Source organism: Antribacter soli (assembly GCF_021568775.1).
GTDB lineage: Bacteria > Actinomycetota > Actinomycetes > Actinomycetales > Cellulomonadaceae > Antribacter > Antribacter soli.
In genome coordinates this window covers 135,469-156,134 of sequence record NZ_JAKGSG010000011.1, presented here as the reverse complement: position 1 = coordinate 156,134, position 20,666 = coordinate 135,469, and the positions used below count along the sequence as shown (strand labels likewise).

At 72.9% G+C, this 20,666-nt stretch carries 21 protein-coding genes and 1 tRNA gene; 9 read left to right on the top strand and 13 right to left on the bottom strand.

Going from position 1 to position 20,666, the window contains the following annotated elements:
• Positions 1–108: 108 nt before the first annotated feature.
• Positions 109–1,515: a cystathionine beta-synthase gene (locus tag L1785_RS03490; protein ID WP_236087742.1), complete on the bottom strand. Its 1,407-nt coding sequence runs from the start codon at positions 1,513–1,515 to the stop codon at positions 109–111.
• Between the two features lie 137 nt (positions 1,516–1,652).
• Positions 1,653–2,507 carry a Bax inhibitor-1/YccA family protein gene (locus L1785_RS03485; protein ID WP_236087741.1) on the bottom strand — a complete coding sequence of 285 codons (855 nt, stop codon included), beginning with the start codon at positions 2,505–2,507 and terminating at the stop codon, positions 1,653–1,655.
• A gap of 144 nt (positions 2,508–2,651) precedes the next feature.
• On the opposite strand from L1785_RS03485, the gene L1785_RS03480 reads away from it, so the two are divergent.
• From L1785_RS03480 to L1785_RS03455, 6 genes are all read left to right on the top strand, one after another.
• On the top strand, positions 2,652–3,629 hold the full coding sequence (locus L1785_RS03480) for an ABC transporter ATP-binding protein (protein WP_236087740.1): 978 nt from the start codon (positions 2,652–2,654) through the stop codon (positions 3,627–3,629).
• A complete protein-coding gene (locus L1785_RS03475) occupies positions 3,626–4,501 on the top strand; it encodes an ABC transporter permease subunit (RefSeq protein ID WP_236087739.1) in 876 nt (291 codons plus the stop codon). Before L1785_RS03480 ends, L1785_RS03475 begins: the two co-directional genes overlap by 4 nt.
• A gap of 157 nt (positions 4,502–4,658) precedes the next feature.
• Positions 4,659–5,486 (top strand): MBL fold metallo-hydrolase, encoded by an 828-nt coding sequence (locus L1785_RS03470; RefSeq protein WP_236087738.1) that lies wholly within the window; start codon positions 4,659–4,661, stop codon positions 5,484–5,486.
• A 198-nt stretch (positions 5,487–5,684) separates the two neighbouring features.
• A complete protein-coding gene (locus L1785_RS03465) occupies positions 5,685–5,933 on the top strand; it encodes a hypothetical protein (protein ID WP_236087737.1) in 249 nt (82 codons plus the stop codon).
• Positions 5,934–5,962: 29 nt separating this feature from the next.
• The gene (locus tag L1785_RS03460; RefSeq protein ID WP_236087736.1) at positions 5,963–6,712 is read left to right on the top strand and encodes a winged helix-turn-helix domain-containing protein; all 750 of its coding nucleotides are present in this window, start codon (positions 5,963–5,965) and stop codon (positions 6,710–6,712) included.
• 83 nt (positions 6,713–6,795) lie between these two features.
• Complete coding sequence (locus L1785_RS03455) at positions 6,796–7,395, top strand: ClpP family protease (RefSeq protein WP_236087735.1); 600 nt, start codon at positions 6,796–6,798, stop codon at positions 7,393–7,395.
• Between the two features lie 35 nt (positions 7,396–7,430).
• Here L1785_RS03455 and L1785_RS03450 read toward each other — a convergent pair whose 3' ends face one another.
• Both L1785_RS03450 and L1785_RS03445 read right to left on the bottom strand, forming a co-directional pair.
• Positions 7,431–7,847 carry a helix-turn-helix domain-containing protein gene (locus L1785_RS03450; RefSeq protein ID WP_236087734.1) on the bottom strand — a complete coding sequence of 139 codons (417 nt, stop codon included), beginning with the start codon at positions 7,845–7,847 and terminating at the stop codon, positions 7,431–7,433.
• 124 nt (positions 7,848–7,971) lie between these two features.
• Positions 7,972–8,832, bottom strand: a complete 861-nt coding sequence (locus L1785_RS03445; RefSeq protein WP_236087733.1) for a LysR family transcriptional regulator — start codon at positions 8,830–8,832, stop codon at positions 7,972–7,974.
• 76 nt (positions 8,833–8,908) lie between these two features.
• Here L1785_RS03445 and L1785_RS03440 point away from each other — a divergent pair, with 76 nt between their 5' ends.
• Positions 8,909–9,718 carry a glutamine amidotransferase-related protein gene (locus L1785_RS03440; protein WP_236087732.1) on the top strand — a complete coding sequence of 270 codons (810 nt, stop codon included), beginning with the start codon at positions 8,909–8,911 and terminating at the stop codon, positions 9,716–9,718.
• Complete coding sequence (locus tag L1785_RS03435) at positions 9,715–10,308, top strand: RBBP9/YdeN family alpha/beta hydrolase (protein WP_236087748.1); 594 nt, start codon at positions 9,715–9,717, stop codon at positions 10,306–10,308. Before L1785_RS03440 ends, L1785_RS03435 begins: the two co-directional genes overlap by 4 nt.
• Here the strand turns inward: L1785_RS03435 and L1785_RS03430 are convergent.
• From L1785_RS03430 to L1785_RS03390, 9 genes are all read right to left on the bottom strand, one after another.
• A tRNA-Leu gene (locus tag L1785_RS03430) sits at positions 10,268–10,341 on the bottom strand. The two genes, L1785_RS03435 and L1785_RS03430, sit on opposite strands and share 41 nt — an antisense overlap.
• A 175-nt stretch (positions 10,342–10,516) precedes the next feature.
• Entirely contained in the window at positions 10,517–11,989 is a 1,473-nt protein-coding gene (locus L1785_RS03425) for an NAD(P)/FAD-dependent oxidoreductase (RefSeq protein WP_236087731.1), read from the bottom strand.
• A gap of 120 nt (positions 11,990–12,109) precedes the next feature.
• Entirely contained in the window at positions 12,110–13,489 is a 1,380-nt protein-coding gene (locus tag L1785_RS03420) for a hypothetical protein (RefSeq protein ID WP_236087730.1), read from the bottom strand.
• A complete protein-coding gene (locus tag L1785_RS03415) occupies positions 13,489–13,821 on the bottom strand; it encodes a PadR family transcriptional regulator (protein WP_236087729.1) in 333 nt (110 codons plus the stop codon). The genes L1785_RS03420 and L1785_RS03415 overlap by 1 nt, the downstream gene beginning before the upstream one ends.
• A 237-nt stretch (positions 13,822–14,058) precedes the next feature.
• Positions 14,059–15,003: a Ppx/GppA phosphatase family protein gene (locus L1785_RS03410; RefSeq protein ID WP_236087728.1), complete on the bottom strand. Its 945-nt coding sequence runs from the start codon at positions 15,001–15,003 to the stop codon at positions 14,059–14,061.
• 49 nt (positions 15,004–15,052) lie between these two features.
• On the bottom strand, positions 15,053–15,529 hold the full coding sequence (locus L1785_RS03405; RefSeq protein WP_236087747.1) for a DUF501 domain-containing protein: 477 nt from the start codon (positions 15,527–15,529) through the stop codon (positions 15,053–15,055).
• 344 nt (positions 15,530–15,873) lie between these two features.
• Positions 15,874–16,701 (bottom strand): FtsB family cell division protein, encoded by an 828-nt coding sequence (locus L1785_RS23140; RefSeq protein ID WP_236087727.1) that lies wholly within the window; start codon positions 16,699–16,701, stop codon positions 15,874–15,876.
• Positions 16,702–16,974: 273 nt separating this feature from the next.
• Positions 16,975–18,255, bottom strand: coding sequence for a phosphopyruvate hydratase (gene eno, locus L1785_RS03395; RefSeq protein ID WP_236087726.1), 1,281 nt, complete (start codon positions 18,253–18,255; stop codon positions 16,975–16,977).
• Positions 18,256–18,300: 45 nt separating this feature from the next.
• Positions 18,301–18,990, bottom strand: a complete 690-nt coding sequence (locus L1785_RS03390) for a nucleoside triphosphate pyrophosphohydrolase (protein WP_236087725.1) — start codon at positions 18,988–18,990, stop codon at positions 18,301–18,303.
• A 111-nt stretch (positions 18,991–19,101) separates the two neighbouring features.
• Here L1785_RS03390 and L1785_RS03385 point away from each other — a divergent pair, with 111 nt between their 5' ends.
• A complete protein-coding gene (locus L1785_RS03385) occupies positions 19,102–20,631 on the top strand; it encodes an ABC transporter permease (RefSeq protein ID WP_236087724.1) in 1,530 nt (509 codons plus the stop codon).
• Positions 20,632–20,666: the final 35 nt, after the last annotated feature.

Genomic DNA, 20,666 nt, shown 5'->3' with positions numbered 1-20,666 from the left:
CCGCCGGCCCCCCCCCCGGCGGCCCCGCCCCGGGCGTCGTGGTGGTTATGGAGACGGAGTGGGTTCCGGCCGGAACTCGCTCCGTCTCCATACCCACAACCCAGTTGGTCAGTGGGCCAGGAAGCCCAGCAGGTCGTGGCGGGTCAGGACGCCGACGGGGTTGCCGTCGGCGACCACGAGGATCGCGTCGGAGCCCTGGAGGGCCGCGCGCACGGCGTCGATGCCCTCGCCCGCGCCGACGAGCGGGAACTTCTCCTCGAGGTGGTCGCCCACGCGGTCGGTGAGCGACGCCTTGCCGGAGAACACGGCGTCGAGCAGGGTGCGCTCTGTGACGGAGCCGGCCACCTCACCGATCTTCACGGGCGGCTCGGCGACGACGACGGGCATCTGCGACACCGAGTACTCGTGCAGGATCACGATGGCGTCCCGCACCGTCTCGCTCGGGTGCGTGTGCACGAGCTGCGGCATGTCGCCGGCCTTGTCGCGCAGGATGTCGCCCGCGGTGACCTCGGACTCGGCCTCGAGGAACCCGTAGGACCGCATCCAGCCGTCGTTGAAGATCTTCGACAGGTAGCCACGGCCGGAGTCGGGCAGGAGCACCACGATCACGGCGCGGGCCGCGGCCTCGGGATCCTCGTCCTCGAGCCGGCGGGCCAGCCGCAGCGCGGCGACGACGGCCATGCCGCACGAGCCGCCGACCAGCAGGCCCTCCTCGCGCGCGAGGCGGCGCGTCATCGCGAACGAGTCGGCGTCGCTCACGGCGATGACCTCGTCCGGGACCTTGGGGTCGTACGCGGTCGGCCAGAAGTCCTCGCCGACGCCCTCCACGAGGTACGGGCGTCCGTCGCCGCCGGAGTACACGGAACCGGCCGGGTCGGCGCCGACGACGGCGACGCGACCGCCGTCCGCCTCGGACCGGTCCGCCGAGACGTCGTGGAGGTAGCGGCCGGTGCCCGTGATGGTGCCGCCCGTGCCGACGCCGGCGACGAAGTGCGTCACCCGCCCGTCGGTGTCGGCCCACACCTCCGGGCCGGTCGACTCGTAGTGCGACGCCGGGCCGTTGGGGTTGGAGTACTGGTCGGGCTTCCACGCGCCAGGGATCTCCCGGACGAGGCGGTCGCTCACGGAGTAGTAGGAGTCCGGGTGGTCGGGCGGCACGGCCGTGGGCGTCACGACGACGCGCGCCCCGTAGGCCGCGAGCACGTCCCGCTTGTCCTGGCTCACCTTGTCCGGGCACACGAACACGCACTCGTAGCCCTTGCGCTGGGCCACGAGGGCCAGCCCGACGCCCGTGTTGCCCGACGTCGGCTCGACGATCGTCCCGCCGGGCTGAAGCTCGCCCGAGGCCTCCGCGGCCTCGATCATCTTGAGCGCGATGCGGTCCTTCACGGAGCCGCCGGGGTTGAGGTACTCGATCTTCGCGAGGATCGTCGCGGACAGTCCCTCGGTGACCGTGTTCAGCCGGACCAGCGGGGTGCCGCCTACCAGCTCGGAGATGTGCTCGGCGTATCGCATCCCCCCATCCTTCCGTATTCCGTCTCGCATGCCGAGCAGCGCAGGCCGTCAGCACCTTGGGACGACGACGGCCCGGCCGCCTCCCGGAGGGGGAGACGGCCGGGCCGTGGGCTCAGCGGGTCAGGCGCCCGCAGGCGTCAGTCGCTGCTCGAGAAGATCGCGATGAGGCGCAGGAACTCGAGGTACAGCCAGATCAGCGTGACCAGCAGGCCGAAGGCCGCAGACCAGGCGAACTTGGCGGGCACGCCCTGCCGCACGCCGCGCTGGATCGAGTCGAAGTCGACGATCAGCGAGGCCGCGGCCAGGCCGATCGCGATGAGGCCGATGACGATGCCGAGCGGGCCCGAGCGCATGCCGAAGCCGCCGAGCACGCCCGTCCACACCAGGACCATGTTGATCAGCGCGAACGCGGCGTAGCCGACGAGCGCGATCAGGAGCCACCGGGTGAACTTGGGCGTCACCCGCACCTTGCCGCTGCGGAACAGGAGCAGCGCGCCCGCGAACGTCACGACCGTGCCGATCACCGCCTGCGTGACCGCGCCCTCGGCGAACGAGTTGTAGACGAACGAGATGCCGCCCACGAAGACGCCCTCGAAGACCGTGTACGCGATGATCAGCGCGGGGCTCGGGTTGCGCTTGAACGCGTTGATCAGGCCGAGGACGAGGCCACCGATCATGCCGATGACCCACAGACCGGGGGCCAGGGTCCACGTCGCGGCCGCTACGACGACGAGCAGGGCCAGCAGGCCGCCCGTCTTCACGATCACGTCGTCGTAGGTGAGTCGCTTGGTGTCCGCCGTGGTGGCGGCGGGTGCTTCATACATGGCGTCGAGTTGGGCGGCGTCCATCGCGCCGTACTGGCCCGTGCCGTACTGGGGCGGTGTGCCGTAGGCAGGCGTGCCGGGGTTCTGGGTCTGGGCGGCGCCTCGCGACGCCCCGTTACGCCGGGGCTCGCCGAAGACGGCGCTGTTCGAAAAGACGGGGTTGCTCATGTGCTCCTCCTGGTCGTGCTCACCATCCTAGGGAACGCAACCAGCATCCCGGGAGTTCCTGGGGAGAAGTTCAGGGTTTCCCCGGTGTCCGCCCGGGCCCGAGGTCCCTAGGCTCGACCTACACGAAGGGCAGGGAGGCGCGAGATGATCGAGGCCGCAGGCCTGACAAAGCGATACGGCGAGAAGACCGCCGTCGATGGGGTGACCTTCACGGTCCATCCCGGGAAGGTCACCGGGTTCCTCGGACCCAACGGGGCGGGGAAGTCCACGACGATGCGCATGATCGTGGGCCTGGACCGGCCCACCGCCGGGACCGTCACGGTCAACGGGCGCCCGTACGCCAAGCATCGCCGGCCGCTCGCCGAGGTAGGTGCCCTGCTCGACGCCAAGGCCGTGCACACGGGCCGCACCGCGTACAACCACCTGCTCGCCATGGCGGCGACGGCCGGGATCTCCCGGCACCGGGTGGACGAGGTGATCGAGCTCACGGGTCTGCAGGCAGTGGCACGCAAGCGCGTCGGCGGCTTCTCGCTCGGCATGGGGCAGCGCCTCGGCATCGCCGCCGCGCTGCTCGGCGACCCGCGCACCTTGATCCTCGACGAGCCGGTCAACGGCCTCGACCCCGAGGGTGTCGTGTGGGTGCGCAACCTGGCGAAGTACCTCGCGTCGGAGGGGCGCACCGTCTTCCTGTCGTCGCACCTCATGAGCGAGGTCGCCCTCACGGCGGACCACGTCATCGTGATCGGCCGCGGCCGGATCATCGCAGACGCCCCGGTCCAGGACGTGGTCGACGGCGCCTCGCGGCGCCTCGTGCGGGTCCGCTCGCCCCAGGCGACGGACCTGGCCGAGCTCCTCACCCGCGACGGCGCGACCGTCACGAGCGGCGGGCCCGGTCTTCTGGAGATCACCGGCCCCGACGCGGCGTCGGTGGGCGAGCTCGCCGCCGCCTCCCGCATCGTGCTGCACGAGCTCACGCCCGTGGCGTCGACTCTGGAGGAGGCGTACATGGCGCTGACGGCCGACTCCGTCGAGTACCAGTCCGAGGACCTCGCGACGGCCGACCAGGCGGCCGCCGAGCGGGCGGCCGAGCAGGAGCTCGTCGCGGAAGGAGACCACCGATGAGCGCGACCGTCACCGCCCCGGGCGGGCGACCGGTGTCGAGCAGGACGGCGGAGCGCGTCTCCGTCCGTCCCGTGACTTTCGTGCGGGTGCTGCGCTCCGAGTGGATCAAGTTCTGGACGCTGCGCTCGACCTGGTGGACGCTCGGAGCCACCGTGGTCCTGATGGTCGGCCTCGCGCTGCTCTTCGCCATGGCGATCAGCGCCATACCGGCCGACGACACGGCGGCCCAGGAAGGCATGGCCGCGGGCGGCGTGGTGGGGCCCACGATCGTCACTCTCGGGTCCGAGTTCGCCCAGCTCGTCGTGGCGGTGCTGGGCGCTCTCGTGGTCACGGGCGAGTTCTCGACCGGGATGATCCGCTCCACCTTCGCTGCGATCCCGGGTCGGATCTCCGCCCTCTGGGCCAAGCTCGTGGTGCTGCTCGCGGTGACCGCCGTCGTGTCGGCGGTCGGGGTGGCTCTGGCGTACGTGGCCACTGCGGGAATGCTGGACGACCTCGGCCTGCCCGTCGACTTCGGCGACGCCGACCAGGTGCGCGCGCTCGTCGGTGCGGTGCTGTACCTGATGGCCGTCGCGGCGTTCTCGCTCGGGGTCGGCGCGCTCCTGCGCCACACCGCGGCGTCGATCGGCGTGCTCATGGCCGTGTTCTTCGTGCTGCCGATCGTCTTCCAGATCATCGTGGCGGCGTCGGGCGCGGACTGGGCGGTCGACGTCAACGCGTACCTGCCGAGCGTCGCCGGCGAGCAGATCATGTCCGGCGGTCCCACTCAGGAGGGCCGGCTCGAGCCGTGGACGGGCTTCTCCGTGCTGGCCGGCTACACCGCCGCGCTCCTCGCGGCCGCGGCAGTGTCGCTCAAGACGCGGGACGCGTAGCCTCCCCGTCCGGACGGCGTCGGGCCTTCCGTCGTTCCCGGGGCCGCTCACTGTCAGGTGACGATGTCACTCACGGTGAGCGGCCCCCGTCGGCATCGCCTTCTCGCGAAGGCGGTCGGTCCGACGTCGGACCGACCCTGTGGGCTACGGTTCCGACGTGGCCTTCACCCGCGTTGCGGACGGCGTTCTCGTCCGCACCGGCCGTCGCATGGCGACGACCACCACGATCGTCTTCCGTCCATCGGGGGTACCCGCCGGCCGGGTCCTGCCCGGCCGGCGTGCTGGCGCCTTGCCCGCCGTTCTCGTCGACCCGGCCTGGGACGCCGACGAGCTCGAGGCGATCGCGGACGAGCTCGACGCCCTCGCCGTGCGGCCGGCCGCCGGCTTCTCGACCCACGCCCACTACGACCACCTGCTGTGGCACCCGCGGTACGGCGACGTCCCGAGGTGGGCGTCGGAGGGGTCGGTCCGGGTGGTGCGGGAGCGGCGGGACGAGCTGGTGGAGCAGCTGCTCGGCGGCGACCCGGAGCGGTACCCGAAGCCGGTGCTGGACCTGTTCGCGCACGTCACCGAGGTTCCGGACCCGCCCTCCGGCCTGCCCGACCTCGACGACGCGCTCCCGCGGACGGAGGTCGTGGTGCACGACGGGCACGAGCAGGGGCACAGCGCCCTCTGGCTGCCGGAGTCCGGCGTGCTCGTCGTCGGCGACATGCTGAGCGACGCGGAGATCCCGCTCCCCTACCACCCCGACAACCTGCCCGCCTATCTCGCGGGCCTCGACCGCCTGGCCCCCTACGTCGAGGCCGCGGCGGTGCTGGTGCCCGGCCACGGGACACCGTCGTACACACCGGTGGAGCGGCTCGACGCCGACCGGCGCTACCTCGACGCGGTGCTCGCCGGGCGCGAGCCGGACGACCCGCGCCTGGCGAACCGGGCGATGGCGGAGGAGCACGAGCGCCTGGTGCGCGCGTTCCCCCCTCGTTGAGTGCGGGAGATCTGCCGGCCCCGGGGCCGCCGACCCAACAGACACGCCGCGCTCAACGGGCGGGACGGGGCGGATCGGATCCAAAGGACTTGTTGCAAAGAAACACTTGCAAAGACTTCTTGGCAAGCGTAACGTTGTCGTCATCGCAGCACCCACCCTGCCGCCGGCCCGGCCGGCCCTCGTGCAAGGAGCACCGTGATGACCACCTACGCACCGTCCGTCCGCACCGCCCTCCCGCTGAGCCCGAGCCGCGACGCTGTCGTCGTCCCGCGGCAGCCCGCCCGCGCGGAGGCGGCCGGCGAGTCCCGCACCGAGTCCCGCACCGAGACCCGTGCCGCCGTGCGCGAGCGCCTCGCCCAGGAGCGCGCCGTCGCCGACCGCCGCGCCGCCCACGCGGAGCGGATCCGCGACAACCGGGCGGCCCGCCACCCGCTCGGCCTTCGCTGAGCCCCGCTCAGGCTGGGTAACGTCACACCATGAACGACAACGAACGTCCGGTCCCCCCGAAGGGCCTCGGCGACGCCATCCGGAGCAGCGTGGCCGACAGCGTCGCCGAGGCGCGAGCCGGGGTCGCCCAGGGGGCCGAGGGGCTCGCGGAGACCCTCGGCGGTCTGGGCGGCGAGATCCGCGCCGCGGTCGAGGAGGCCACGCGCGAGGTGGTCGGGCCGAGCGCGCTCCGGGGCCTGGCCCACCCGCTGCGCGTCAAGATCCTGGACCTGCTCGGGACTCATGGCCCCCTCACGGCGAGCGGGCTGGGAGAGCTGCTGGGCGAGTCGAGCGGATCTACGAGCTACCACCTGAGGCAGCTCGCGAAGCACGGGTTCGTCCGCGAGGTCGAGGGCAAGGGCACGGCGCGGGAGCGCTGGTGGGAGCGCATGCCCGGGGGGTTCACCATCGATGCGCTGGAGAACCGGGACGACCCCGCGACGCGGATGGCGACCGACATGGTCAACGCCGAGTTCGAACGGGCCCGTCAGGAGAAGGTCTGGGCGTACCTCCGCTCGGCCGACCAGACGGCCGAGGGCTGGGAGCACACCGGGGTGCTCGCCACACAGAACCTGCGGATCACCGCCGAGCAGCTCACGAAGATCGTCGCGGCCTGGGAGGACTTCTCGCGCGAGCACCTCGAACCGCTGCACGACCAGCGCGACGTCCCCGGCGCCCGGCCCGTGCAGGTGCACTTCAACGCGTTCCCGGTGATCGACCCGGCGGAGGGCACCCGGTAGCGCGGGCCTCGCTCTGCCGTAGGCAGATCTGCCACAGGCCGAACGCCCTACCCGGCCGGCCGGCGTCGGGCGAGGCTGGCTCCATGACCGCACTCGAGACGCAGAACCTGGACGACCACCTCGCCACCCGCCTGCTGCACCAGCGCATCGTGGTGCTCGGCAGCGAGCTGGACGACGTCGTGGCCAACCGCATCACCGCGCAGCTCCTGCTGCTCTCGGCCGAGGACCCGAAGGCCGACATCGCCCTGTGGATCAACTCCCCCGGCGGCTCGGTCAGCGCCGGCCTGGCCGTGCACGACACCATGCGCCTGCTGCCGAACGACGTCTCGACGGTCGCGTTCGGGCTGGCCGCGAGCATGGGGCAGTTCCTGCTCACGTCGGGCACCCGCGGCAAGCGGTACGCCCTGCCGCACACACGCGTGATGATGCACCAGCCGTCGGGCGGGATCGGGGGGACGGCGCTCGACGTCGCGATCCAGGCGGAGAACCTCCGGCACGCCAAGCGCGTGGTGTCCGAGCTGCTCGCCGAGCACACGGGTCAGCCGGTCGAGACCGTCGTCGAGGACGCCGACCACGACCGTTGGTTCACGGCCGAGCAGGCCCTCGCCTACGGGATGATCGACCGGATCGTCGACCACGTCGACGACGTCCGCCCGACGGCGGGCCGCCGCGCCGGGCTCTGACCCGCCCTCGGGGCCGTCAGGCCGGGGCGGGCCGCTCAGGCCGCCAGGAGGACCGCTTCGCCCTGGCGCCCGACGCCGGAGACCGCGCCGGGTGCACCGTCGCGGCCCGGGCGGAAGCCCGCCGGCGCCGACCGGGTGAGATCGACGACCCGAGCGTCGTTCGCCAGGGCGAGCTCGGTCCAGGCCCGCTCCACGAGGTCGACCAGCCGCATCCCGAGCGCGTCGCACACAGCCGCGAGCACCTCGGACGACGCCTCCTTGCGGCCGCGCTCCACCTCCGACAGATAGGCCGTGGACACGCGCGCCTCCACCGCTACGTCTTGCAGCGTGCGGCGTTGGTCCCGCCGGGTCCGGCGCAGGATCCCGCCGACGAGGTGCCGCAGCAGCGGCTCGCGCGTGTGCTCCAGGTATCCCACCGCCGGCGCGCCCGCGCCCCGCGTCGTCACCGTCATCGCAGCCTCCCCGCCGTCGCCCGTTCCCGCCACCGTACCCGGGGTCACCGATACGACCCCAGACCTGGGCGTCTGCTGCTGGCGTAATCCCGACCCGCCCCCGGTGGGCCCGCCCTGCCGGGTGTCAGGGACCCGCCGCCTCCCGCACGCCGTCGGCCGCCAGACGCACGGCGGCCCGGGCCGTGGAGTGGATCCGCACCTCGACCCGATACACAAGTCGTGGGGCGACCACCGGGACGAGGGCAAGGCCGTCGGGCACGGCAGCGGTGAGGGGTGCACCGGCGAGCCCGTGACCCGCTCGCACGAGCGACGCGACAACTGCCGGCGTCGTCCCGGTGTAGGCGGTGCCGCGGCGCAGGGCGAGGCGGGCGACCGAGGCGAGCTCCGCCGTCGAGCACGCGACGCGGGACGTGTCGAGCCAGCGCGCCTCGGTCAGGCTCGTCAGGTCCAGACCTGGCCGTCCGGAGAGCGGGTGGTCGGCCGGCAGGAGGACCGCGACCGGCGACTCCCGCACGAGCCGGACGGCGACGTCCGGGCTGGAGCCGGGCAGCGGGTCGCCCGGTGCGGCGACCCCGTCGACCACGGCCAGGTCCGCCCGCCCGGACTCGAGCGCACTGGCCGCGTCCGTCGTGTCGAGCACGAGCACGGCGGCGAGCGGACCGGCGGCCGCGACGAGGTGCTCGGCGGCGGGGGTCACGGCGACCGTGACGGGCGCCTCGGCGTCGCGACCGGTCGCCCTGGCGACGGCGGCGTGTGCCGCCTGCTCGTGCGCCAAGATCGCGCGGGCATGCCGGAGGTACTCGAGCCCGGCCGGGGTGGGCACCACGGCGGGGCGCCGGGTGAGCAGCAGGGTGCCCGCCGAACGTTCGAGCCCTGCGACGTGCTGGGAGACTGCGGACTGCGTGAAGCCCAGGCGCGCTGCCGCGCGGGAGAACGAGGCGGTGTCGGCAACCGTGACGAGGCTGAGCAGAGCGCGGGTGTCCACGCGTATCAGTATCTACGATCGGGAGATCACGACTCATCGTTGGACGCGATCGGACCCGCGACCGGAGCATGAGGGCATGAATCCCGTACGCATCGCGCTCGTCGGGGACCGCTCGACGGCGGTCCGCGCCCACATGCAGATCCCAGCGCTGACCACCCGTTACGACGACGTCGACGTTCACTGGCTTCCCACCACCGAGGTCACACCCGAGGACGCGACCGCGTTCGACGGCGTCTGGGTGGTCCCGGGCTCGCCGTATGCCGACGAGGAGCGTGTCGTCGCCGCGCTCGAGGCCGCGCGGACGGCCGGGACGCCGCTCCTCGGCACGTGCGCCGGGTACCAGCACATGCTCCTCGAGTTCGCGCGGAACGTTGTCGGTGCCCGCGTGCGGCATGCGGAGAGCCCGGGGGGCGGCGACGCACCCGCGCTCATCACGCAGCTCGCCTGCTCGCTCGTGGGTCACAGCGGTCAGGTGGACTACCTGCCGGGGAGCCGGGCCGCGGCCATCCTCGGAGAGCGGAGCTTCGAACGCTTCCACTGCGCGTTCGGCCTGGCTGCCGCCGAAGCCGCCCCGCTCGTCGCGGCCGGGCTCGTCGTGTCCGGGCGCAGCCTCGACGGTGAGCCGCGCGTGGCCGAGCTGCCCGGGGACGCGTTCTGGCTCGGCACGGCCTTCCAGCCCGAGCTCGCGGACGAGCAGCCGCACCCGGTCGTCGACGCGTTCATGGACGCGGCGCGCGCCCGGGCTGCGGTGCGGGCGGCGGCCCCGGCGTCGGCGGCCCTGTCCGCCTCGAGCAGGCGATCAGGTATCGCCCACCGCCACGACGCGATACCTGATCGCCTGCTCGGAGCGGACACAAGCCCGGCCGGTGCGGAGGTCGGCGCATGAGGTATGTGACCGTGCCCGGGATCGGTGGCTCCGGACCCGACCACTGGCAGACGCTCTGGGAGACCGACCTCCCGGCGACCCGGTTCGCGCCCGCGTCCTGGGAGACACCGGAGCCCGGCGACTGGGCAGACGCCCTGTCCCGCGCAGTCGCGGACCCCACACCCGGCGACCCCACGCCCGGCACGGTGCTGGTGGCGCACAGCCTCGGATGTCTCGCCGCCGCCTCGTGGCTCCTCGAGCGAGGCCCGGGCGGCGTCGTCGCGGCGCTCCTGGTCGCGGTGCCGGACCCGTCCGGGCCTGCCTTCCCGCTCGCAGCCCGGGACTTCGGCGTCGCCCGCGATCGCCTGCCGGTCCCCGCGCTGGTCGTGGTGTCGGACGACGATCCTTTCGACTCGCCCGGAGGGGCCCTGGGCCTGGCAGCGGCCTGGGGCGCCGCGACGGTCGGCATCGGGGAGGCCGGTCACGTCAACGCCGCGAGCGGGCTGGGCGCCTGGCCCCAGGGTCGGGACCTTCTCGGGCGGCTCGTCGCCGCGCTGTCGGGCGACGTCGTGCCCCCACCCGGGTTCGAACCGGGACTTGGCCGGGTTTAAGCCGGCTGCCTCTGCCAGTTGGGCTATGGGGGCGCACCCCAGAGACTACCGACGACCGGGTGCGCAGACGGAGCCCCGGGCAGAACAGAAGGGCTCTTCTCCCGGTGTGTCCGCCTCGAGTACACGATCAGGCATCGCGTCGATGCAGAAGGCGATACCTGATGGTGTTCTCGAGGCGGACGCCGGCCGGGAAGAACAACCCAGAGGCTCAGCGCTTCGCGACCGCCGGCTGACCCTCCTCGGCGGTGGCCGCGGAGGACTCGGCCTTCTGCTCCACCTTCGCGCCCGCCTGCTTCGGCGGGACGGCGGCGGCGCGGAACTCGGACCGCGGGTCGTGCAGCGAGCCGAGCGAGACGAGCTCGCGGCCCATGAGGAACTGCCCGATCCAGCCGACCATGATGCGGACCTTGCGGTTGCCGGTCGGCATCGCCATGACGTGGTAGGAGCGGTGCGCGAGCCAGGCCAGCGGGCCACGCAGCTTGACGAAGCCGAACAGCTCCGCGACGCCCTTGTACAGGCCGAGCGACGCGACGACGCCGACGTTCTTGTGCCGGTACTCGACGGCGGGGCGGTCCTTGTAGCCGGCCACGATGTTGTCTGCCAGGCGGACAGCCTCGCGGATCGCGTGCTGCGCGTTCGGCGGGCAGAACTTGCCGGGGTTGAGCACGTCGGGCACGGCGGCGCAGTCGCCCGCCGCCCAGGCACCCTCGACGACGTTGCCGTCCTCGTCCGCGACCTGCAGCGTCGGCAGCACGATCACGCGACCCAGCTTGTCGACCGGCAGGTCCGACTCGTCCTTGATGACCGGGTTGGCCTTCACGCCCGCGGTCCAGACCACCGTGTCCGAGTCGAACTCGACACCCGTCGAGGTCACGACGTGGCCGTCCACGCACGACGACAGGAACGTGCTGAGGTGGAACTCGATGCCGCGCTTCTTCATCTCCTCAAGCGCCCACAGGCCCATGGGCTCGGAGACCTCCGGCAGGATGCGGCCGGCGCCCTCGATCATGACGAAGCGCAGGTCCTCGGGCTCGATGGTCGGGTACTGCCGCGTCGCGTAGCGCGCCATGTCCTCGATCTCGGCGAGGGCCTCGATGCCGGCGAACCCGCCGCCGACGAACGTGAACGTCAGCATGCGCTTGCGCTGGTCGACGTCCCACGTGGACGAGGCGACGTCGAGGCGGTTGAGCACGTGGTTGCGGACCGCGATGGCCTCCTCCACGTTCTTGAAACCGATCCCCGTCTCCGCCAGGCCGGGGATCGGCAGCGTGCGGGACACCGAGCCGAGGCCCACGACGAGCTGGTCGTAGGACACCTCGTAGTCGTCGGCCTCCTCAGGGCGGATGGTGATGTGGCGGTTCGCGTGGTCGATGTGCACGACCTTGCCCTGCAGCACGTCGATGCCCTTGAGTGCGCGGCGGTGCGGCGCGACCACGTCGCGCGCGTCGATCGAACCCGCAGCTGCCTCGGGCAGGAACGGCGCGTACGTCATGTACGGCCGCGGGTCGACGACGACGATCGCCGCCTCCTTCTTCTTCAGCTTCTTGCGCAGTCGGCGGGCCACGTAGAGGCCGACGGACCCGCCGCCGAGCACCACGATGCGCGGCACCTTGCGCGGGCGGGGCGCAGGGGCCGACATTTCCTGGGCAGGGCTGACCGAGGTCAGGTCGTTCTGAGGCATAGCCCAAGATTACCGCGCGTCGTGAAAGCTCTCCGACTGGCTCACTGTGTGGTCCTGACCACTGTGAAACCCTGCGGAGACGCCGACGCGGCGCCGCCCGTGAGCGGCGCCGCGTCGCCGTCAGTCGGCCTCGGTCGCCTCGACCGTCGCGGGCGCGGGGTCCTCGTCGGGCACCGTGTCCGACGCCGGACGGTCACCTCCCGGCACCGTCCCGGCCGGTGCGTCGGTCGCCGGGGCGTCCGGGTCCTGCGTGCCCGCGTCCCCGGTGCCGGTCTCGTCGGTGCCCGGCTCGACCACCTTTGACGGGATGTCGGTCGGGGCCTTGAGGAACGGCCACGGCATCGTGGTCGGCTGGATGCCGGTCAGCGGCCTCGGCACCTCGGTCACCCACTCGGGGTCGCTCTCGTCGGGCACCCACTCGACGTCGTTCACGTCGACGGCCCGCAGCGGGTAGACGTTCCAGCGCTCCCGGCCGTCCGAGGCGATCGCAGGCTGGAAGAACCAGTCGCCCGGCAGCTCGGGCACGGTCCAGGTCTGCGCCGTCCCCTGCGCGGTCATCGTACGGACGGGACGCCCGCGGTCGTCGAAGACCTGCACGTCGCGGATCGGGTCGCCGTTCCGGTCGTAGACGAAGAGGTTGGACACCTGCATGCCGTCCACCCACACGCCGGTGTCGTCGCCGTATCCGCCGCCGTCGCTCACGGAGGAGTACTGGGCCTCGTTGTAGCCGTCGCTCCAGCCCGCCTCGTACGACGAGAACCCGACGTCCGAGGGCCGGTCCTCCGACACGTACAGCAGGAGCGGGACGACCGCGACCGCGGCGCCCACCGACGCCACCCGCAGCAGGCCCGGCGCCCATGACAGGCGGGGCAGCCAGCGGCCGCGACCCCACTGGATGCTCACGACGACCGCCGCGAGGAGGACGATGCGCCCGGGAGTGCTCCACGGCCAGATCGCGGGCGTGCCGCCGAACGGGTACATCAGCACCATCGCCGCGGCCCAGCCGCGCAGCACCCACCACACGGGGGCGAGCGAGCGGACGAAGTCCCGGAACCCTGCCCACGCCGGCGTCGACGTGAGCGGACGCCAGGCGTGCGCCCACCGTTCGGAGCCCAGCTCCCACGCCACGACGACCGCTCGGCCCAGGGCCCAGCGCCGCGCCAGCCGGTTCGCCTGCGCAGCCCGCGGCGGGAGGCCCGCGGACTCGCGCAGCTCGGCGGCGTACTCGGCGGCCGGGCCGAAGGCGGCGGCCAGGTCCAGGACGGCATCGCCCGGCGCGCCCGAGCCGACCCCTCCGGAGGGCGAGCCCGGCGCCGACGGCGAGCGACCGGCGTCGGGCACGGTGGCCGTGCGGTCGAGGAGGGAGTCCGTGAGGTCCGCCTCGAGGCCGTCTGTGAGGTCATCGACGACGTCGGGGCCGAGGTCGTCGAGGTGCAGCCGCACGGCCTGTGCATAACCGCGCACGTGTGCGGCGAGCGTCTCGGTGCTGGTCGTGACCATCAGGCTGCCTCGTTCCTGTTGCCGAGGAGGCCGGCGACCGTGCCGGTGAACTCCTGCCACTCTTTGCGCTGGGTCGCGAGCATCTGCCGGCCGTGCGCGGTGATGCCGTAGTACTTGCGGTGCGGGCCCTCGTCGGAGGGAACCACGTAGCTGGTGAGCGCCCCGGCCGAGTACAGGCGGCGTAGCGTTCCGTACACGGAGGCGTCACCGATGTCGGCGAGGCCGGCGGCCCGCAGACGACGCAGCACGTCGTACCCGTAGCCGTCCTCCTGCTCGACGACGGCCAGGACGGCCGCGTCGAGCACGCCCTTGAGCAGCTGTGTCATGTCCACGGTGCCCCTCTCTCTCGCACGGGAGACTACTACGCGAAACGCAATACCGCCAGGCGGTCAGCGGTGTGATCGGCAGTTCGGCGCGTGGTCGGTAGTTCGAGCTGCCGATCACGCGCCGAACTGCCGATCGCACCGCTGACAGGGAGATCAGGCGAGGCCTTCGGTCGCCTGAGCCTGCGGTTCCGCTCCGGGCGACGACCTCGCACCTCGGCCCGCACCCTGCGCTACACCTCCGGCTCAGGCGACGGACAGAGCGATCCCGTCCAGGATGTCGTGCTCGCTCGTCACGACCCGCGTCAGCGAACCGCCCGCCGCCGTCACCTCGCTCTGCACGCGCCGGATCACCTCGGACCACACGAGCGCCCCAGCGCCGATCACGTCGACCCGGCCGGGGTGCATGAAGCCCATCGCCGCACGCTCCTCGCGCGGCGCGGCGAGCAGCGCGTCGCACGACGCCAGGACGGCGTCGGCAGGGAGAACCGACCCGTCGATCCGCGACCGCTCGTACCGCCCCAGCCCGAGGGCGTGCGCGGTGACCGTCGTGATCGAGCCCGCGAGGCCCACGAGGGTGACAGCCTTCCCGAGCGGCACGACGCCGGCCGCGACGTCGAGCGCCGACCGCACGTCCGCGCGCGCTTCCGCGACGTCGGCCGACGTCGGCGGGTCCGACCGCAGGTGCCGCTCCGTCATCCGCACCGAGCCGACGTCCATCGAGTACGCCGCGTCGACGGTGCGCGTGCCGAGCACGAGCTCCGTCGAGCCGCCGCCGAGGTCGACCACGAGGAACGGCCCGGGATGCGCCGCACCGACCACGCCGGTGGCGCCGCGGAACGACAGCTCGGCCTCCTCGTCGCCCGACACGACCTCGGGTTCGACGCCGAGCGCGTCACGGACGCCCGCGGCGAACGCGTCACGGTTGCGCACGTCCCGCGTCGCCGAGGTGGCGACGAACCGCACGCGTTCCGCCCCGAGCGTCTCGATCACGGCCGCGTACTCGCGGGTCGCGGCGAGGGTGCGCTCGAGCGCCTCGGGCGCCAGCTCACCGGTGCGGTCCACGCCCTGGCCGAGCCGCACGACCTCCATGCGGCGGTCGAGCTCCGACAGACCGCCCTCGTGCACGTCGGCGACAAGAAGGCGGATCGAGTTGGTGCCGCAGTCGATCGCGGCCACGCGAGTGGTCATGCAGGAGGTCCCTCTCGGGTCTGCCGTGGTCAGGCGGGGGCGGGTGGGTTCAGCAGGAGCAGCGGTCGGGGCGCCACTGGTCGCGCACGAGGGCCAGCGCCTCGTCGCCCAGCGGGTTCACGCCGGGGAACCCGAGCGCGTGCGCCATGAGGACGTGCAGGCACTTCACGCGGGTGGGCATCCCGCCGGCAGAGATGCCCGCGATCTCCTCGACGATGCCGAGGGCCTCGCGCTGCGCCAGGTAGTGCTCGTGCGCCGCCAGGTAGGCAGCGGCGAGCTCCTCGTCCGCGGCGAGGCGCTCCGTCATCTCCTTCATCACGCCGTTCGCCTCGAGGGTCGACGCCGCGGCGACCGCGCCGGGGTGCGTCAGGTAGAAGGTCGTGGGGAACGGGGTGCCGTCGGGCAGGCGGGGGGCGGTGCGCACCACCGTCGGCCGCCCGCACACGCAGCGTGCCGCGATCCCGACGACGCCGCGGGGCTCGCGCCCGAGCTGCTCGGCCAGGACCGCCAGGTCCTCCTCCGTCACGGTGCTCCCGGCACCGGTGACGGCGCCGCCCGGGGCGACCGGTCCGGCGCCCTCACCCCACGACGTGTCCTCGCTTCGCTGCGGTACTTCGCGGGGACCCCGAGGATCGGGCACGACGGGCTGCGGCTGGCTGGTGTTCTGCGTCACGGAAGATCCTCGGCGAAGGGAAGGAGAGAAACCCATTGTCCCCTACGCCGGACCCGGACCGACCCGCGACCGGCCGCCCACGCCCCGGTCCGCGCCTCGCGCCTCCGGGTCCGCCTCGAGAAGGCGATCAGGTACCGCATCGGCAGCCGGGACGATACCTGATCGCCTTCTCGAAGCGGACCCGACGGGCCCGGGGGTCAGCCGCCCGCGATCCGGACGGAGTCCCAGACGGACGTGTACCAGGGCGTGTCGTCCTGGGCCGACGGGCTCGGGCTGGTGTCGACCGGGCCGGGCTCCGGCTCGTCCTCCGGCACGCTGTCCGAGTCGAGCGTGCGCCACACCTTGTCGCCGGGCATGACGAAGCTCAGCCGTGACCGCGCCTGCTCGATCACGTACTGCCGGTCGTCCCACCGGGCCAGCTCGATCTCGAGCTCCTGCTTCTGCTCCTGCTGCGCAGCCAGCTCCGCACGCAGGTCACGGAGCTGCGCCTGCTGCGACATCACCGCTCGGACCGTCGGCAGGAGCAGCACCACCGCGAGCAGCACGACCACCGACAGCACCATCGCGCGGACCGTCAGCACCTCCGGCAGCACGAGGCCGTACCGTCCGCGGCGCCGCTCGGAGCGGGCCGGGCGGCGCGTCGCCGCGACGCTGCCGTTCACCGCCTTGCGGGCCCGCGGCTGCACCGGCCGCTTGCCCGCGGCCGTGGTGCGAGGGGCCGACGGCGCAGCGGGGCGGGCCGGGCTCGCGGACCGCCAGGCGCCCGCGGTGGGGCGCTGGGTCGCCGGCTTCGCCCCATCCTTCGGCGCGGGCTTCTTCGGCGCGTTCTTCGACGTCGGCTCGGACGCTGCGCCCGACGCCGGAGCACCCTTCCCCTTCCCCTGCCCGCCCGAGGTGCCGGGCGTGCGCGGCGTGCCGGAGCCGCGCGTCGTCCCGCCGCCGGAGCGCCCTGCTGACGCGCCCGGACGCGCCGCGGGCCGCCGCGCCGGACCGGAGGGCGACGCAGGGCGTCGAGAGGAAGGCACGCGTCGATTGTCCCGATCTCCAGGGACGATGCACGCAACCGCGCCCGGCGAGCCGGGAGTTCACCCGCTTTCGGTCGTGACCTTGGGTTCCGGGCCGCTCACTGTGTGTTGATGCCGGCAACCCACAGCGAGCGGCCCTCGGCATACCGATACGCCCCGGCGCCGGGCGGCACCGGGCCAGCAAGCAGCGGTAGGTGGCGGCGCGCGTCGCGCTCCTCACACGACCGAGGGCCGGCCACCGCCGACGCGGTGACCGGCCCTCGAAGGGCAGGCTCAGGCCTGGAAGCGCGGGAACGCCGAGCGACCGGCGTAGCGACCGGCCTCGTCCAGGGCCTCCTCGATGCGGAGGAGCTGGTTGTACTTGTTGATGCGCTCGCCGCGGGCGGGGGCACCGGTCTTGATCTGGCCGGCGTTCGTCGCCACCGACAGGTCGGCGATGGTGGTGTCCTCGGTCTCGCCGGAGCGGTGCGAGGTCATCGTGGTGAAGCCGTTGCGCTGCGCGAGCGTGACCGCGTCGAGCGTCTCGGTGAGCGTGCCGATCTGGTTGAGCTTGACCAGCAGCGAGTTCGCCGACTTGAGCTGGATGCCCTTGGCAAGGCGCTCCGGGTTGGTGACGAACAGGTCGTCGCCCACGATCTGCACCTTGTCGCCCACGACGCCCATGAGCTGGCCCCACGAGTCCCACTCGTCCTCGGACAGCGGGTCCTCGATGGACACCAGCGGGTAGTCGGCGACGAGCGCCTGGTAGTACTCGATCATCTCGTCCGGCGTCTTCTTGCCACCCTCGAACGCGTACACGCCGTCGGAGAAGAACTCCGTGGCCGCGACGTCGAGCGCGAGCGCCACATCGGTGCCGGCCGTGAAGCCGGCCTTCTCGATCGCGACGAGGATCAGGTCCAGCGCCTCGCGGTTGCTGCCGAGGTTCGGGGCGAAGCCGCCCTCGTCGCCCAGGCCGGTGGCCAGGCCCTTCTCCTTCAGCACGGACTTGAGGGAGTGGTACACCTCGGTGCCGGTGCGCAGCGCCTCGCGGAACGTCGTCGCGCCGATCGGCGCGACCATGAACTCCTGGATGTCGACGTTCGAGTCCGCGTGCGAACCGCCGTTGAGGATGTTCATCATCGGCACGGGCAGAACGTGAGCGTTGGGGCCGCCCACGTAGCGGAAGAGGTCCAGCCCGGCGCTCTTGGCGGCGGCCTTGGCCACGGCCAGCGACACACCCAGGATCGCGTTGGCGCCCAGCTTGCCCTTGTTGGCGGTGCCGTCCAGGTCGATCAGAGCCTGGTCGATGATGCGCTGCTCTTCGGCGTCGTACCCGACCAGCTCGGGGGCGATCTCGTCGTTCACCGCGGCGACCGCGGCCTCGACGCCCTTGCCCAGGTAACGGCCCTTGTCGCCGTCACGGCGCTCTACGGCCTCGAACGCGCCGGTCGACGCACCCGAGGGGACCGCGGCGCGGGCGAAGGTGCTGTCGTCGAGGACGATCTCCACCTCGACGGTGGGGTTGCCGCGCGAGTCCAGGATCTCGCGTGCTCCAACGGCTTCGATGCTAGCCACGGGCTCTCCTTGGAAGGTTTGTTGCTCGGAGGTTACGCACCCAGACTAGTGCCGCCCGTCGGGGTGAGCCTCCCCCGTCTCCGCATCGCGGACACCTGCCTCCAGGGCGCGGGACGCCGCCCGCAGCGCGCCCTCCGCGTCGACGCCGTCGGCCTCCGCGCGCGCCACGATCGCGAGCAGCTCACGCCCGTAGCCGGCGGCCAGGCCGTCGCCGCCGTCGTCGGCACGGCCTTCGCCGTCGGGCAGCGCGGGCAGGAGGCCGGCCCGGGTCGCCCGCGAGACCACCTTCTGCGCACGGGCGAGCGCGCCCTGCGCGAGCGGGATGCCCTCGAGGATCGAGCCGCGCGCCTTCTCCGTCTGCTTGAGGTCCTCCCAGCGGGCGAGGACGTCAGTGCTGCTGATCCCGGCCTCCTCGGGCGACGCCGCCGCGGCGAAGACGTGCGGGTGGCGGCGGACGAGCTTCGCGGCGAGGTCGCCGGCGACGTCGTCGAGGGTGAACGGCTCCTCCGCGTCCTCGGCCGCGATGCGCGTGTGGAACAGGACCTGGAACAGCACGTCGCCCAGCTCCTCCCGCATGTTTGCGCGGTCGCCGGCCTCGATGGCCTCGGCGAGCTCGTGCGCCTCCTCCAGGAGGTAACGGACGAGCGACTCGTGAGTCTGCTCGCGGTCCCACGGGCAGCCGCCCGGCGAGTAGAGGCGGTCCATGACGTCGACGGCGTTCCGGAGCTGGTCCACACGCCCATCCTCGCAGCCGGACCGGGCGTGCCTGGGCTCGACGGCCCGACACATAGGTGGACCACAGGGCCACGCCAGGATGAACACATCGCGCGCTACCACGCTCACCACATGTTCTTCACCTACCTGCGCCGAGAGCTGCGCAACAGACGAAAGCAGACCGTCGTCGTCGCCATCGGGCTTGCCGTGGCGATCGCGCTGGTGATCGTGGTCAACTCCGTGTCTGCCGGCGTGCGCGACGCTCAGGCGTCCGTGCTGGAGTCGGTGTACGGCGTCGGCACTGACGTGACGGTCACCCAGGCCGGCGAGCCCGGGGCGGGCGGCCCCGGCGCCTTCGCCTTCGGGTCCGAGGACGGCGAGGCCTCCGAGGACGGCACACGCAGCCTGGCCCAGGACAACCTGAGCGTGGCGCGGGGTTCGGCGTCGTTCGACGTGTCCGCCCTGGAGACTGTCGCAGCGCTCGACCACGTGACCGGGGTCTCGGCGACCCTCGGCCTGCAGAACACGTCGTTCTCCGGCGAGATGCCCGACTTCGAGGCCATGCAGGAGCAGATGGAGGCAGGCGAACGGCCGGAACCGGGCACCGCGGGCGGCGGCGGCGCTGCGGGCGGGTCGTCCTTCGAGGTCAACAGCTTCGACGTGACGGGCGTGGACCCGGCCGCCGACGCCGTCGGCCCCCTGACCACCGTGGAGGTGGCCGAGGGCCGCACCCTGACGGCCGACGACGCCGACGCGAACGTGGCCGTCCTCGACGCCACGTACGCGGAGCAGCAGGAGCTCGCCGTCGGTGACACGCTCACCCTGGCCGGGACCGAGCTCGAGATCGTCGGCACCGTCACCTCCACGACGGGCGACGGCGTCGCCACCGCTTCCGACGTGTACGTCCCGCTCGCCGTCGCGCAGACCCTGGCGAGCCTCGACGGCCAGGTCACCGACCTGTACGTGTCGGTCGACTCGGCGTCGAACGTCGACGAGGTCGCGTCCGCGATCGAGGCCGCGCTCCCCGACGCGTCGGTGAGCACCCAGTCCGACCTGGCCGAGGACGTCACCGGCTCGCTGTCCACCGCGTCCTCGCTGGTCGGGACGCTCGGCACGTGGCTGTCGATCATCGTGCTCGCCGCCGCCTTCGGCCTGGCGATCCTGTTCACCGTGTCCGGCGTGAACCGCCGCACCCGGGAGCTCGGCACCCTCAAGGCGATCGGCTGGTCCCGCAACCGCGTCGTCGGCCAGATCGCCGGCGAGTCCGTCGCCCAGGGCCTGATCGGTGGTGTGGCGGGCGTGCTGCTCGGCGGGCTCGCCGTCGCGGCGATCAACCTGGCCGGGATCACGCTCACCGGTTCGTCCGGCGGCGGCGCCTTCAGCTTCGGCGGGGGCGGCGACGTCGGCGACCGGCTCCAGCAGATGGGCGGCCAGGCGCCCGACGCCGGCGCCGCAGGCGCGGCCGCGCCCGGCGGCGGACCGTTCGGCGGAGGCGGCGCCGTGGCCTCCGCGGTCGACGTCGTCCTCTCGGCGCCGGTGAGCCTGTGGATCGTCCTCGCGGCGGTCGGCCTCGCGGTCCTCGGCGGGCTGCTCGCCGGCGTCGTCGGCGGGCGGCGTGCTGCCCGGCTCCGGCCGGCCGAGGCCCTCCGCTCGCTCGCCTGAGCCTGCGCCGACGCGACCCCACTTCTGAGAGGAAC